General features: G+C 35.8%; 13 protein-coding genes, 1 tRNA gene and 2 riboswitches. Of the genes, 13 read left to right on the forward strand and 1 reads right to left on the reverse strand.

Annotated elements, in window-relative coordinates:
- The 5 genes from BUB32_RS02680 to BUB32_RS02700 all read left to right on the forward strand — a co-directional run bounded on the left by BUB32_RS02680 (position 1) and on the right by BUB32_RS02700 (position 4,386).
- Positions 1 to 852, forward strand: coding sequence for a sulfide/dihydroorotate dehydrogenase-like FAD/NAD-binding protein (locus tag BUB32_RS02680; protein ID WP_072967246.1), 852 nt, complete (start codon positions 1 to 3; stop codon positions 850 to 852).
- The gene (gene gltA / locus BUB32_RS02685; protein ID WP_072967248.1) at positions 842 to 2,233 is read left to right on the forward strand and encodes an NADPH-dependent glutamate synthase; all 1,392 of its coding nucleotides are present in this window, start codon (positions 842 to 844) and stop codon (positions 2,231 to 2,233) included. Before BUB32_RS02680 ends, gltA begins: the two co-directional genes overlap by 11 nt.
- A gap of 138 nt (positions 2,234 to 2,371) precedes the next feature.
- Positions 2,372 to 3,265: a DNA-3-methyladenine glycosylase family protein gene (locus tag BUB32_RS02690; RefSeq protein ID WP_072967250.1), complete on the forward strand. Its 894-nt coding sequence runs from the start codon at positions 2,372 to 2,374 to the stop codon at positions 3,263 to 3,265.
- A complete protein-coding gene (locus BUB32_RS02695) occupies positions 3,266 to 3,955 on the forward strand; it encodes a DUF554 domain-containing protein (RefSeq protein ID WP_072967252.1) in 690 nt (229 codons plus the stop codon).
- 17 nt (positions 3,956 to 3,972) lie between these two features.
- Positions 3,973 to 4,386 (forward strand): HutP family protein, encoded by a 414-nt coding sequence (locus tag BUB32_RS02700; RefSeq protein WP_072967254.1) that lies wholly within the window; start codon positions 3,973 to 3,975, stop codon positions 4,384 to 4,386.
- Positions 4,387 to 4,399: 13 nt separating this feature from the next.
- Here BUB32_RS02700 and BUB32_RS02705 read toward each other — a convergent pair whose 3' ends face one another.
- Positions 4,400 to 5,638 (reverse strand): S8 family peptidase, encoded by a 1,239-nt coding sequence (locus BUB32_RS02705; RefSeq protein WP_072967256.1) that lies wholly within the window; start codon positions 5,636 to 5,638, stop codon positions 4,400 to 4,402.
- Positions 5,639 to 5,945: 307 nt separating this feature from the next.
- Between BUB32_RS02705 and BUB32_RS02710 the strand changes: the two genes are divergently transcribed.
- From BUB32_RS02710 to guaA, 8 genes are all read left to right on the forward strand, one after another.
- On the forward strand, positions 5,946 to 6,131 hold the full coding sequence (locus tag BUB32_RS02710; RefSeq protein WP_003869358.1) for a hypothetical protein: 186 nt from the start codon (positions 5,946 to 5,948) through the stop codon (positions 6,129 to 6,131).
- A 71-nt stretch (positions 6,132 to 6,202) separates the two neighbouring features.
- Positions 6,203 to 6,397, forward strand: coding sequence for a hypothetical protein (locus BUB32_RS02715; protein WP_003871626.1), 195 nt, complete (start codon positions 6,203 to 6,205; stop codon positions 6,395 to 6,397).
- Between the two features lie 270 nt (positions 6,398 to 6,667).
- Positions 6,668 to 7,642, forward strand: a complete 975-nt coding sequence (locus BUB32_RS02720) for a hypothetical protein (protein WP_072967258.1) — start codon at positions 6,668 to 6,670, stop codon at positions 7,640 to 7,642.
- Between the two features lie 234 nt (positions 7,643 to 7,876).
- Complete coding sequence (gene groES, locus BUB32_RS02725) at positions 7,877 to 8,161, forward strand: co-chaperone GroES (protein ID WP_003870514.1); 285 nt, start codon at positions 7,877 to 7,879, stop codon at positions 8,159 to 8,161.
- A gap of 14 nt (positions 8,162 to 8,175) precedes the next feature.
- On the forward strand, positions 8,176 to 9,801 hold the full coding sequence (gene groL / locus BUB32_RS02730) for a chaperonin GroEL (protein ID WP_072967261.1): 1,626 nt from the start codon (positions 8,176 to 8,178) through the stop codon (positions 9,799 to 9,801).
- A 93-nt stretch (positions 9,802 to 9,894) separates the two neighbouring features.
- Positions 9,895 to 9,971: transfer RNA gene (locus tag BUB32_RS02735), tRNA-Arg, on the forward strand.
- Positions 9,972 to 10,227: 256 nt separating this feature from the next.
- Positions 10,228 to 10,329: riboswitch (purine riboswitch) on the forward strand.
- A 135-nt stretch (positions 10,330 to 10,464) separates the two neighbouring features.
- Entirely contained in the window at positions 10,465 to 11,919 is a 1,455-nt protein-coding gene (guaB, locus tag BUB32_RS02740) for an IMP dehydrogenase (RefSeq protein WP_072967263.1), read from the forward strand.
- A 13-nt stretch (positions 11,920 to 11,932) separates the two neighbouring features.
- A complete protein-coding gene (gene guaA, locus BUB32_RS02745) occupies positions 11,933 to 13,471 on the forward strand; it encodes a glutamine-hydrolyzing GMP synthase (RefSeq protein WP_042835003.1) in 1,539 nt (512 codons plus the stop codon).
- An 84-nt stretch (positions 13,472 to 13,555) separates the two neighbouring features.
- A riboswitch (purine riboswitch) is annotated at positions 13,556 to 13,657 on the forward strand.
- The last annotated feature ends 92 nt before the right edge of the window (positions 13,658 to 13,749 follow it).

The raw sequence follows: 13,749 nt of genomic DNA on the forward strand, positions 1-13,749 counted from the left end.
ATGTACAAAATCGTGAGAAAAGAGATACTAAATCCTGTTGTCAAACTCATGGATATTGAAGCGCCAAGAGTTGCGAAAAGTGCAAAACCTGGTCAGTTTGTCATTATTAGAATTTATGATAAAGGGGAAAGAATTCCTCTTACTATTGCAGATTATGACCCTGAAAAGGGAACAGTTACAATTGTATTTCAAGAGGTTGGCAAATCGACGAAGTTATTGGGGACTCTCAATGAAGGAGATTATATTTTAGATTTTGTGGGTCCTTTAGGGAATTTTATGGAGGTGCCTAAGGAAGCTAGAAAAATATTAGGCGTGGGTGGTGGTGTAGGTATACCTGCTCTTTATCCAAAATTAAAAATGTTACATCAAGAAGGTTATAGAGTTGAAGCAATTCTTGGCGGTAGAAGTGAAGAATATGTAATTTTCAAGAAAGAGATGGAGGCTGTCTGTGATAAAGTATATTATGCTACAGACGATGGTACTTTAGGTAAAAAAGGGTTTGTAACAGATGTATTGAAAGAAGTATTGGAAAATGATAAAGAAATAGATTATATCATTACAGTTGGTCCTGTCATAATGATGAAAAATGTTTGCAAAATGACCAAAGAATACAATATACCAACTATAGTCAGTATGAACCCATTGATGGTAGATGGAACAGGAATGTGTGGCGCTTGTAGAATTGAGGTTGGCGGAGAGACAAAGTTTGTATGTATGGATGGGCCGATTTTTGATGGCCATCTTGTGAATTTTGACTTAGCTATGACAAGGCTTAATATGTTTAAAAAACAAGAAAAAGTGTCATTAGAATTGTATGAACAACATCATGGAGGTGATCACCATGGCCGTTAAAGATAGAGTGCCTATGAAAGAACAGGATCCAAAAGAGAGAAGGAAAAATTTTGATGAAGTAGCACTAGGTTATACAGAGGAGGAAGCAATTCTAGAGGCTTCAAGGTGTATACAATGTCCTAAACCTACTTGTGTGGCCGGGTGTCCCGTCCATGTGAGAATACCTGAATTTATCAAAGCAATCACTAAAAGAGAATTTGAAGAAGCGTATAAAATTATAAAGAGCACAAATAGTTTACCTGCCGTCTGTGGCAGAGTATGTCCGCAGGAAGAACAGTGTGAAAAGAATTGCGTATTAAATAAAATTGGCAAACCTATTGCTATTGGAAGATTAGAGAGATTTGTAGCTGATTATGCCCTTCAAAATAATATTGAAGAAGAAGTAAAGCCTGAGAAGAAAAATAAAAAAGTGGCTATAATAGGAGGAGGACCTGCAGGACTTACTTGTGCAGGAGACCTTCTGAAAATGGGCTATTATGTTACAATTTTTGAGGCTTTGCATGCTTTAGGTGGAGTTTTGACCTATGGGATTCCCGAATTTAGATTACCCAAGAGAATTGTGGAAGCAGAAATAGAAAGATTAAAGAAATTAGGTGCAAAAGTTGAAACTAATGTGGTTGTGGGAAGGACAGTTACGATTGACCAATTGATGGAGGAAGAAGGCTTTGAAGCAGTATTTGTTGGCACAGGTGCTGGACTTCCTAAGTTAATGGATATTCCGGGCAAGAACTTGAATGGTGTTTATTCTGCTAATGAATTTTTGACAAGAATAAATCTTATGAAAGCATATAAATTTCCTGAATATGATACTCCTATTGTAGTAGGTAAGAGAGTAGCTGTAATAGGTGGAGGGAATGTTGCAATGGATGCTGCTCGCTCTGCTCTAAGGCTTGATGGTGTGGAAGAAGTAACTGTAGTATACAGGCGTTCAAAAGAGGAGATGCCAGCAAGGGCGGAGGAGATAGAGCATGCTATTGAAGAAGGCATAAAATTTGAGTTTTTAGCTAATCCAATACGGATAAATGGGACAGAAGATGGATGGGTAAAAAGTATGGACGTAATAAGAATGGAATTAGGTGAGCCTGATAGCTCAGGAAGAAGGAGACCTATTGAAATACCTGGCTCTGAGTTTACAATAGAGGTAGATACAGTGATTATGGCATTAGGAACAAGCCCTAATAATTTGATTCCTTCCACCACAAAAGATGTCGAGATTCAAAAATGGGGCGGCATAATTGCTGATGAAACAGGTAAAACTTCAAAACCGGGTGTTTTTGCTGGTGGAGATGCAGTAACAGGAGCAGCAACTGTAATACTTGCAATGGGTGCTGGAAAGCAGGCGGCAAAGGCAATTGATGAATATTTGAGAAATAAAAAATAAAGACAAAAATTATTAACTTGTATTAATAAAAAGCCGGTTTCGGCTTTTTTTTGTACAGAAAAAATTATATAATAATAATTAACAGGATAGAGAAATATGATAGTTAGTAAGTAAATAAACTCAATGTGGGTGAGGAAGATGAAATATAGTGTGGAAGAAAAGGGGACAAAGGTAATTGTAAGGGGGATTGAAGATTTTAATCTTAAGGAAACTTTTGAATGTGGACAGTGTTTTAGATGGAATGAAGAAGAGGATGGGAGCTATACAGGAGTTGCCTACGATAAAGTTATAAACATGAAATTGGAAAAAGACATGTTGATAATTGACAATACAGATTTAAATGACTTTTATGACATTTGGTTTGATTATTTTGACTTAGCAAGGGATTACAGACAAATAAAAGAAAGCCTTTCAAAAGATCCTGTATTAAAAGAAGCAATTCAATATGGGAAAGGTATAAGGATTTTGCGCCAAGATACATGGGAAACTCTAGTTTCTTTTATAATCTCACAAAATAATAGAATACCCCAAATAAAAAAAGTTGTAGAAAATCTCGCCAGTTCATTTGGAGAGCCCATTGAGTACAAAGGAAAAGTCTATTATACTTTTCCTAAAGCAGAAGAATTAGTTATGTTTGATGTTGAGACGATTGCCAAGACAAAATGTGGCTTTAGGGCGAAATATATATTGGACGCGGCTTCTAAAGTTTTTTCTGGAGAAATAGATCTTTTGAAATTGTTTGAATACAGTACTAATGAGATAAGAGATATTCTTATGAGTATAAATGGGGTAGGTCCCAAAGTTGCAGATTGTGTTATTTTGTATTCTATAGGCAGGTATGATACTTTTCCTACAGATGTATGGATAAAAAGAATTGTTGAATATTTGTATTTGAAAAGAGAAGGAACTCCTTTAGAGATTCAGTTATTTGCGATAGATAAGTTTGGAGATTTGTCTGGTTTTGCTCAACAGTATTTATTCTATTATGGTAGGGAGATGGGGAAAAAAATTTTTAACGAAAGGAAGAAATAAATGTTAGGAACTGTTGTAAATTCAATTGCAATAATTGTGGGTGGTGCTATTGGCACTTTTCTTAAAGTAGGAATTCCGGAAAGGTTTAAAAATATAGTTATGCAGGGTGTCGCCTTAAGTGTGATGATAATAGGGATTTCTAGTGGCCTTCAATTTAATAATTTAATGGTAGTGATCGTGAGCCTTGTAATAGGTGGTATTATAGGAGAAGCCTTAAATATTGAAGAATATTTAAATAAGTTTGGAGATACATTGCAAAAAAAATTAAGTAAAGATAAAAGTTCTACAATTAGCAAAGGCTTTGTGACAGCAAGTTTAGTTTATTGCATTGGTGCTATGGCGATTGTGGGTGCTTTGAAGGATGGACTTTCAGGAGACCACAGTATACTATTTGCTAAATCTGTTCTAGATGGAATTTCCTCAATAATTTTTGCTTCCACTTTTGGAATAGGTGTTGTTTTTTCAGCTGTTTCTGTGTTTTTATATCAAGGGTCTATTTCGCTAGGAGCGTCTTTTCTGCAAGGTTTTTTGACAAAAGCAGTTGTGGAGGACATGACAGCTGTAGGAGGAATATTGATATTTGCCATTTCTTTGAATATGTTAGAGATCAAGAATATAAAAGTTGGGAATTTGCTGCCAGCTATTTTTATACCTATTTTTTATCATATTTTACTAAATATTATAAAATGATTTTAGGCGGTGTGGATATGAAACCACTAAAAAGCATCGATGTAGCCAGAATTGCTGTAAAAATGGCTATGTCTACAAGAGAAGAGGAAGAGAGTTTAAAACACAAATATTGGCAACAGGGAGTAAAAGTTGCAGCTGTTGACTATGGTGGCGAATACGTAAATTCTATATCTAAAATTATTGAAAGAGCGGTAGTAGCGGCTAAAAGAGAAGGAATTATAGAAGACACACACGCTGCAGAAGGAGCAGTAGCAGGGGCTGCGCACGAGGCTGCTATACAAGTCATGAACAAAGCTATGGGACTTAATGTAGGTGGAAAAATAGGCATTGCCTATGCTGACGAGCATCTTTGTGTTTGTGTGTTTTTTGCTGTGGGGATGCTAAACTTAAATGAAGTGGCAATTGGACTAGGACATAGGTCATTAAAATGAGGGGTTAACCCCCTCATACTTTTTTTAACGCCTCTTCTATATTTATCATTCCACTACCTTGGGTCCATAAACCTGCCTCGTCAATTTTTGTAGCTGTTGCTTTTAATATATTTTTTATTTGCACATTGGTCAAATGAGGATTTTTTTCTAGTAACAATGCTGCTGCTCCTGCTGCCATTGGAGTTGCCATGGAAGTTCCTGTTGCTGTTCTATATGCTTTATTTATCATAATTTCATCTGCGCCAACAGGTACATTTCCCGAGGCAGTAGAGACTATTTTTACACCTGGTGCTACTATGTCTGGTTTGTATAGATAAGGCGAACCTCTTCCAGAAAATTGAGCTATTTCGTCATCACTTATGTCGGAGGTTCTTTTGTCATCCACTGCTCCTACAGTTATGACATTTTTACTGGTGCCAGGAGAAGTTATTGTGTTGTAATTAGGACCTGAGTTTCCAGCTGCAACAGTTACTACTAATCCATTTCTCCAAAGAGTATCTACTCCTCTTACCAAAGGATCTAAGAAAGTAGGAAGAGATGGAGTTTCGCCTATTGATAGAGAAACTATCCGTATATTGTATTTATCTTTATTGTCTAAAATCCATTGCATTCCAGCAAGGATGTCAGAGGATAAACCTCTACCATAGGCATCTAATACTTTTACTGCTACTATATTAGCTTCTGGAGCTACGCCTTTGTATTTGCCATTAGAAGCATATCCATTTCCAGCAGCGTCCCCAGCTACATGAGTGCCATGGCCATTGTCATCGTAAGGTTGTTTTTTTCCATTTACTACATCGTGAAATGCCACTATGCGGTTTTTGGGCTTGGTAAAATCAGGGTGAGGATATATTCCAGTATCTAAAAAGGCAATTGTTACTCCTTTACCGGTGTAGCCTAGGTCGTTAACTTTTCGAGAAGCGATTTCTTGAGTGGCAATATTAAGCTGCAACTTAACGGCGGAGTCTTCTGCTATAAAATGAATTCCTTTTAATGTAGCAAAATTTTTTAATTTATCACAAGGTAAATTTACTGACCAGGCTTTTATAATTGGTAGTTCAAATTTTATGCTTCCTCCTATTTTTTCGATTTTTCCTTTTAAAATGTCATAAGGTAAATGGGAATACAAAATTACAGGAACACATTCACTTCTTAGATATAATGCTTTTTTTAAAAGCCTTTTATCGATTTTATTTGAGACATAAATTTCCTTTGCTATTTTAGAAAAAGCAAATAATGGAATTAGATTCATTAGCATACCTCCTTTCATGCTATTAACACAATATGTGAAATATAAAAATTTGTTAGTGGAAATTAAAAAAAGTGTCACCATACAAAGTTATGTCATATTATGTAGTAGGTCTTTAAAGACCCACATAGAAAAGGATGAAACTTGAAAGGAGGAAAATTATTTATGCCAGTAGATAAAAGCGGAGCAGGATTTGGGTGGTTTTGGATAATAATCATCATACTGTTGATTTTCTTGTTTATCCCAGGAATTATCGTTGAAGAACCAAAAGCTTGATTAGGTGTTAAAAATTGCTTAAAGGGGGATCAATATGGCAGGAACAAGTTCAGTTTTTGGCGAAAGCAATTTGTTGTTTTTCTTCTTGATACTTGTATTAGCGCTTGGTGGAGGCTGGCTTAATGTAACATGGTCTTTAGAGACATTGCTGTTCTTCTTCATACTCCTTGTAATAATAATGGATGGCGGATTAGGCTGGTTTTTCAATGAACTTAAGTAATTTTAAAGGGCTCTATCCTGCGATAGAGCCTTGTTTATTTAGAAAATTTAATGCGTGTGGAGTGATAATATATGTCTTTTTCTGGAGATACTCTGTTGTTCTTCTTTGTAATTTTAACTTTGCTGTTGGATGTAAGATTTGAGCTTGAAAGTCTACTGTTCTTCTTTTTAATACTTGTAATTTTGCAGGAAGAAAAACCGCGAAAAAAAGCAAAGCGATTTTTGTGGTCATTAACAGGCATTAATTTTGGTAACACAAATTCTTAAAATTACGTATTATATATTAGCTAAAGATAAAAAATTTATTTCCCTATTATTTACCTGTCTGAAGGGAGGTAGTATTTATGCCAGAAGAAAAAGGAATAGGATTTGTTGGAGGTTGGTTTTGGATTTTCATAATAATAATTTTAATACTTCTATTTGTTCCAGGAATAATTATTTGGGAAAAAAATTAGACAAAAAATAGGGGTGGTCTATAATAATAGACTAACCCCTTACATATATTTAGTAAGAGATTAAAAATAGGGGGAATTTGTTTTGCAAAAGGAGATTTTATTAAAAATACTTGCTGTAGAACTTTTGATAATAGCCTTTGTGAGATTTCAGGTAATGGGTATGGAAAAGGAAAGAAAAGAAGAAGAAGTTACAGAAGAAGATAAAGATGAATTATCTTCACCGCAGGAAAATAAAAAAACTTCAATAGATGTGTACGAAGTGATAACAAAGGGAAAAGATTTTGTAGGTAGCGTAAAGCCTTATCTAAACAAGAGAGACCAATATTATGTAGATATTTTCTCTAAAATAGCCGAAATAATTGAAATACAAAAAAAATTGATGAGCCTTTCAGAAGAAGAAATTGAAGTGGCAGAAAAAATAGAAGTAGATAAAATAGGAATTTTGAAAGCGATAAAACCCTACATAACGGAAGATAAAAAAATTGTGATAGATAAGTTTTTAAAATTTCATGAAGCGTTGAAGAATTTGCAAGAAAAAATGGAGAAACATTCAAAAGAAGAAGATAAAGACAATATTTTCGACAAAATAATTGATATTTATGAGGCCCTAAGGCCTATAATTCCTGAAGAAAAGTTAGAAGAAACTGATAAGCTAGCAAAGAATATAAAATTGTTGGAAGTATTAAACAAAGCAGAGGGTATTATGAACAGCATGAAAGAGGAGAAAAAACAATTACAATCTTCTACTAGGAGTATGGAGGAAAAAGAACAAAAATCAGAAGAAAATAAAGAGGAAATAGAAAGAATAGAAGATAAAGAGGAAATATCGAAAACAGAGGAAGGAGATAAAATTTTAGATACCAATAAAAAAGAAACAGAGGAACAATTAGAAAAAGAAGAAAACAATTCATTACCTCAAGGATTATCTGACCAGCAGGTAGCAATTATAGACAATCTCAAATCTATGTTGACAAAGGAACAGCAGCAGTATATGTATAATATGATTAATTATCTTAAACAACAAGGATTAGTTAAATCTGAAGGTAAAGGGGAATAAATATTTTCCCTGTATTTTTTATTTTTAAATACAAATTACAGAAACGTAGTCTAAATCAATAAATAATGGCATAAAATCAAAATATTTGGGTAAAATCATAGATAATCAGACTATACAGCCTAATATAGGCTATAATAAAGTTTGATATGTTTTACCACTTAAATTAATATAGAGATTGGGATTAGCACTCACATAAGTTGAGTGCTAATAAATGAAGGAGGAGGGATAAAGTATATGAGATTAAAACCACTCGGAGACAGAGTTGTGGTCAAAGTAATCCAGGCAGAAGAAGTTACAAAAGGCGGAGTTATTTTACCAGGTACAGCAAAAGAAAAACCACAACAAGGTGAAGTAGTTGCAGTAGGAACAGGGGAATACATAGACGGTAAAAAAGTAGAATTAGAAGTAAAAGTCGGTGATAGAGTAATCTTCTCTAAGTATGCGGGAACAGAAGTTAAGTTAGATGGTGAAGAATATCTACTTTTAAGAGAAAGCGATATTCTAGCAATTATAGAATAAGGAGGTAGTTGAAAATGGCAAAACAAATCAAATATGGAGAGGAAGCAAGAAGAGCATTAGAAAGAGGAGTTAATGCAGTTGCGGATACTGTAAAAGTTACATTAGGACCAAGGGGTCGTAATGTAGTATTGGACAAAAAATATGGTTCCCCCACGGTTACAAATGACGGTGTTACTATTGCAAGAGAAATTGAATTAGAGGATCCCTTTGAAAATCAAGGTGCGCAACTTTTGAAGGAAGTAGCTACAAAAACTAATGATGTTGCCGGTGATGGTACAACGACTGCAACGCTTTTAGCTCAAGCAATGGTTCGGGAGGGACTCAAGAACCTTGCTGCGGGAGCTAACCCAATGCTTTTAAGAAGAGGTATTGCGAAGGCTGTAGATGCTGCAGTTGAGGGGTTAAAGAGGATATCTAAACCTATTGATAATAAAGAATCAATTGCCCATGTTGCTTCTATCTCTGCTGCTGATGAAGAAATAGGTAATCTCATTGCAGAAGCAATGGACAAAGTAGGTAAAGATGGAGTTATAACGGTTGAAGAATCAAAGACTTTAGGTACAACCCTTGAGGTTGTTGAAGGAATGCAATTTGACAGAGGATATATTTCTCCATACATGGTAACTGATGCTGAAAAAATGGAAGCAGTATTAGAAGAGCCTGTTATACTCATAACAGATAAGAAACTTTCAAATATCCAAGACTTGTTGCCACTCTTGGAGCAAGTAGTGCAACACGGTAAGAAACTTCTTATTATAGCTGATGATGTAGAAGGGGAAGCATTGGCAACATTAGTTGTCAACAAATTAAGAGGTACATTTACGTGTGTAGCAGTAAAAGCTCCTGGCTTTGGTGACAGAAGAAAAGAAATGCTACAAGATATAGCAATACTGACAGGTGGTCAAGTAATTTCAGAAGAATTAGGTTATGACTTAAAAGATGTAAGATTAGATATGCTTGGCCGCGCAAGACAAGTAAAAGTTACAAAAGAGAATACCACAATTGTAGGAGGAGCAGGCGATGCTGCAGAAATTAAGAAGAGAGTAAATCAAATTAAGGCTCAAATTGAGGAAACTACCTCTGATTATGATAGAGAAAAATTACAAGAAAGACTAGCAAAATTGGCGGGTGGTGTAGCTGTCATTCAAGCTGGTGCTGCAACTGAGACAGAGCTTAAAGAAAAGAAACACAGAATTGAAGACGCATTGGCGGCTACAAAAGCAGCAGTGGAGGAAGGTATAGTGCCTGGTGGCGGTATTGCACTTCTCAATGTAATAGAAGATGTGCAAAAAGTAGTTGATTCCTTAGAGGGCGACTTCAAGACAGGTGCGAAGATAGTTTTAAGGGCATTAGAAGAACCCGTAAGACAAATTGCAGCAAATGCTGGTGTTGACGGTTCTGTAATAGTAGAAAAAATAAAAGCTGCTAAAGATCCAAACTTCGGATATGATGCTTACAAGGAAGAATTTACAGACATGTTCAAAGCAGGTATTGTAGACCCAACAAAGGTTACAAGGACAGCTTTGCAAAATGCTGCATCAATTGCTTCAATGATACTCACGACAGAAGCAGTAGTGGTAGATATCCCAGAGAAGAATACAGCAATGCCAAATCCCGGAGCAGGAATGGATATGATGTGATAAAAAGGGCTGAGCGAAAGCTTAGCCCTTTTAAGTTTTAGCCTTGACAGCTTTGAAATTGTCTGATAAAATACTTTTGTAGCAAGTTTTTGAGCGCCCGTAGCTCAGCAGGATAGAGCAGCAGTTTCCTAAACTGCGTGCCGGAGGTTCGAGTCCTCTCGGGCGCACCATTTTCACGATAAAACTTCCTAAAATGAAAATTAAATGATAACATGAAAAATTTGACCTCCCTTTTGGGAGGTCATTCAATTATTTTCTTTTGGAATATTTTATATGGTTCAGGGACAACCCCAAAACTAGCTGGAGGGATAAAGGATAACTCGTTGTAGTTCATTACAATTGAGAAGTTGAATTGTATTTTTTGTACTGTTGACATAGACATGTAAATTTGTTATATTGAATAATAAATTATTCATTTAACAAGTTAATAGTTTTAATAGAGGAACTCATATAATCCCGTGAATATGGCACGGGAGTTTCTACAAAGCAGCCGTAAACTGCTTTACTATGGGTGGAATTTGGTGTTGCCTTTTTGGCCTGAGGAAATTCTACCCTCGGGCTTTTATTTTATAAAGGCCCACAAGTTAATTGTGTAAATTGTATGATGTTCAAAAAAATTTTGCGAATAATATGTTATAATAAAACTAAAAGGGAGATGTAACTATGGAGGGAAAATTTGTTAAAGAAGGTTTAACTTTTGATGATGTTCTTTTAATTCCTGCTAAATCCGATGTGCTTCCTAAGGATGTAGATTTAAAGACAAAACTTACTAAAAAAATTACTTTAAACATTCCTTTAATGAGCGCTGGAATGGACACTGTTACAGAATCCAAACTTGCAATTGCTATAGCAAGAGAGGGCGGCATAGGTGTAATTCACAAAAACATGTCTATTGAAAGACAAGCTTTAGAAGTTGACAAAGTCAAAAGGTCAGAACATGGTGTCATAACGGATCCTTTCTTCCTTACTCCTGACCATACTATTAAAGATGCAGCTGAACTTATGGCAAGGTATAAAATATCTGGAGTACCTATCACTGTTGATTCGAAACTTGTAGGAATAATTACTAATCGCGATATAAGATTTGAAGATGATTTGGATAAACCGATAAGAGAAGTTATGACAAAAGACAATTTGGTAACTGCTCCTCCTGGAACTACTTTAGAGGAAGCAAGACAGATACTAAAAAAACATAAAATAGAAAAATTGCCGTTAGTAGATGGAAACAACGTTTTAAAAGGGCTCATAACCATAAAAGATATAGAAAAAGCCGTGGAGTTTCCTAATGCGGCTAAAGATAGCAAAGGAAGACTTTTAGTGGCTGCTGCTGTCGGTGTTGGAAAAGACATGATGGATAGAGTCAAAGCATTAGTAGAAGCAGGTGTAGACGCTATTGTGATAGATACAGCTCACGGTCATTCTAAAGGAGTTTTGGAGGCCGTCTCTAAGATAAAAGAAAAATATCCAGACCTGCAGCTGATAGCAGGAAATGTAGCTACGGCTGAAGCCACAAGAGAGTTAATAGAGAGAGGGACAGATTGTGTAAAAGTTGGTATTGGCCCAGGGTCAATCTGTACTACGAGAGTGATCGCTGGAATAGGAGTTCCTCAAATTACTGCTATTTACGATTGTGCTCAAGAAGCGGACAAGTATGGAATACCTATAATTGCAGATGGAGGGATTAAGTATTCGGGGGACATCGTAAAAGCCATTGCGGCGGGAGCTTCTGTAGTTATGCTGGGAAGCCTTTTTGCAGGAACAGAAGAAAGTCCCGGAGAAATAGAGATATATCAAGGGAGAAGCTATAAGGTCTATAGAGGCATGGGTTCTTTGGGAGCAATGAAAGAAGGAAGCTCAGATAGGTATTTCCAAGAAGATGTCACGAAGTTTGTACCAGAAGGGGTAGAAGGGAGAGTACCTTATAAAGGACCTTTAAAAGAGACGGTGTATCAATTAGTTGGTGGTTTAAGAGCAGGAATGGGATATTGTGGTGTTCGCAATATTGAAGAACTTAGGGCAAAAACAAAATTTATAAAAATAACGCAGGCAGGATTAACTGAAAGTCATCCTCATGATATAATTATTACAAAGGAAGCTCCTAATTATAATTTGAGATAAGAGGAGGATTTTAATGGGGATTAAACGGGAAGTAGTGTTAGTTTTAGATTTTGGAGGCCAATACACACAATTAATTGCGAGAAGAATAAGAGAAGCAAATGTTTTTTGCGAGATTGTTCCTTACAATATTTCTCCAGAGGAGGTACGAAAAAAAGAGCCAAAAGGGATTGTGCTTTCTGGAGGACCTGCCAGTGTATATGCAAAAAATGCTCCTAAATGCGATAAGGAAATTTTTGAGTTAGGTTATCCTGTGCTAGGTATATGTTATGGTGCGCAACTTATGACAGAGCTTTTAGGTGGGAAAGTTGTGCCAGCACCTGTGAAAGAATATGGCAAGACAGAAATTGTCTTAAATAATACTATTCCTTTGTTTAAAGGGATAGAAAGAGATACTGTTGTTTGGATGAGTCATACTGACCACATAGAACTTCCTCCTCCAGATTTTAAGGTAGTAGCTTCTACTGACAACTGCCCTATCGCAGCAATTGCGAATGTAGAAAAGAAATTGTATGCAGTTCAATTCCATCCTGAAGTTTCACATACTCATAGAGGAACAGAGATTATAAGAAATTTCCTTTTTGAAGTATGTGATTGCGCGGCAGATTGGACAATGGAATCTTTAATTGAGCAGACAGTAAAGGAAATAAAAGCGAAAGTAGGCACACACAAAGCTGTATGTGCGCTGTCTGGTGGTGTAGATTCTTCAGTGGCTGCTGTTTTAGTAGATAGAGCTATTCACGACCAATTGGTGTGCATTTTTGTTGATACAGGGCTTTTAAGGAAAAACGAAGGAGATATAGTTATTGAAACTTTTAGAAAAAATTATGATATGAATATAATCCGGGTAGATGCAAAGGATAGATTTTTGTCACGGCTTAAAGGAGTTACGGATCCAGAAGAAAAGAGAAAAATTATTGGTAATGTTTTTATAGAAGTTTTTAAAGAAGAAGCCTTAAAAATAGGAGATGTGAAGTTTTTAGTGCAAGGTACTTTGTATCCTGATGTAATAGAGAGTGGAAATGGTATATCTTCTACTATTAAAAGCCACCACAATGTGGGAGGTTTGCCTGAAGATATAGGTTTTGAACTTATTGAACCTTTGAAAATGCTTTTTAAAGATGAAGTAAGGCAAGTAGGAAAAGAATTGGGAATCCCCGAGGAAATATTGTATAGACAACCTTTCCCTGGACCAGGATTAGCAGTTCGAATCCTTGGTGAGGTTACAGAAGAGAAGTTGGAAATTTTGAGACAAGCTGACAGTATAGTTTTAAGAGAAATGAAAAAGTTTGGCTGGTACAATAAAGTATGGCAATCTTTTGCAATTTTGCCTGGTATAAAAAGTGTTGGAGTTATGGGAGATGAGAGAACTTACGCCTATGCCATAATTTTGAGGGTAGTAGATAGCTACGACGGAATGACAGCAGATTGGACAAAGCTTCCTTATGAAATTTTAGAAAGTATATCTACTAGTATTACTAATGAAGTTCCAGGAATAAATCGAGTACTTTACGACATTACTTCTAAACCGCCTGCTACTATAGAGTGGGAGTAAAATCCGAACATTAATTTGACTTTTTATAAAAAAATTCGTAAACAAGGTTGACTAATATTAAAAAAGTTGTTAAGATATAAGTGTAACAATTGAATAAAAAGCACTCATATAATCCCGAGAATATGGCTCGGGAGTTTCTACCGAACAACCGTAAATTGTTCGACTATGAGTGAAAGTGTACCTAGGGTTCCAGCCTAGTTTATAGGTGTTTGGACCGAGCGGTACAGGTATATGGGTTTTCATATACTACACCTAAGGGATAAAAGCCCGGGAGGATA

The sequence above is a fragment of the Thermoanaerobacter uzonensis DSM 18761 genome (genome assembly GCF_900129115.1).
Lineage (GTDB): Bacteria > Bacillota > Thermoanaerobacteria > Thermoanaerobacterales > Thermoanaerobacteraceae > Thermoanaerobacter > Thermoanaerobacter uzonensis.

Excerpts from the sequence above, each read along its gene's own strand:
- BUB32_RS02695 (WP_072967252.1), top strand. The coding sequence starts at position 3,266 with ATGTTAGGAACTGTTGTAAATTCAATTGCAATAATTGTGGGTGGTGCT.
- groES (WP_003870514.1), top strand. The coding sequence starts at position 7,877 with ATGAGATTAAAACCACTCGGAGACAGAGTTGTGGTCAAAGTAATCCAG.
- BUB32_RS02710 (WP_003869358.1), top strand. The coding sequence starts at position 5,946 with ATGGCAGGAACAAGTTCAGTTTTTGGCGAAAGCAATTTGTTGTTTTTC.
- BUB32_RS02700 (WP_072967254.1), top strand. The coding sequence starts at position 3,973 with ATGAAACCACTAAAAAGCATCGATGTAGCCAGAATTGCTGTAAAAATG.
- groL (WP_072967261.1), top strand. The coding sequence starts at position 8,176 with ATGGCAAAACAAATCAAATATGGAGAGGAAGCAAGAAGAGCATTAGAA.
- BUB32_RS02715 (WP_003871626.1), top strand. The coding sequence starts at position 6,203 with ATGTCTTTTTCTGGAGATACTCTGTTGTTCTTCTTTGTAATTTTAACT.
- BUB32_RS02680 (WP_072967246.1), top strand. The coding sequence starts at position 1 with ATGTACAAAATCGTGAGAAAAGAGATACTAAATCCTGTTGTCAAACTC.
- gltA (WP_072967248.1), top strand. The coding sequence starts at position 842 with ATGGCCGTTAAAGATAGAGTGCCTATGAAAGAACAGGATCCAAAAGAG.
- guaA (WP_042835003.1), top strand. The coding sequence starts at position 11,933 with ATGGGGATTAAACGGGAAGTAGTGTTAGTTTTAGATTTTGGAGGCCAA.
- guaB (WP_072967263.1), top strand. The coding sequence starts at position 10,465 with ATGGAGGGAAAATTTGTTAAAGAAGGTTTAACTTTTGATGATGTTCTT.
- BUB32_RS02705 (WP_072967256.1), bottom strand. The coding sequence starts at position 5,638 with ATGAATCTAATTCCATTATTTGCTTTTTCTAAAATAGCAAAGGAAATT.
- BUB32_RS02690 (WP_072967250.1), top strand. The coding sequence starts at position 2,372 with ATGAAATATAGTGTGGAAGAAAAGGGGACAAAGGTAATTGTAAGGGGG.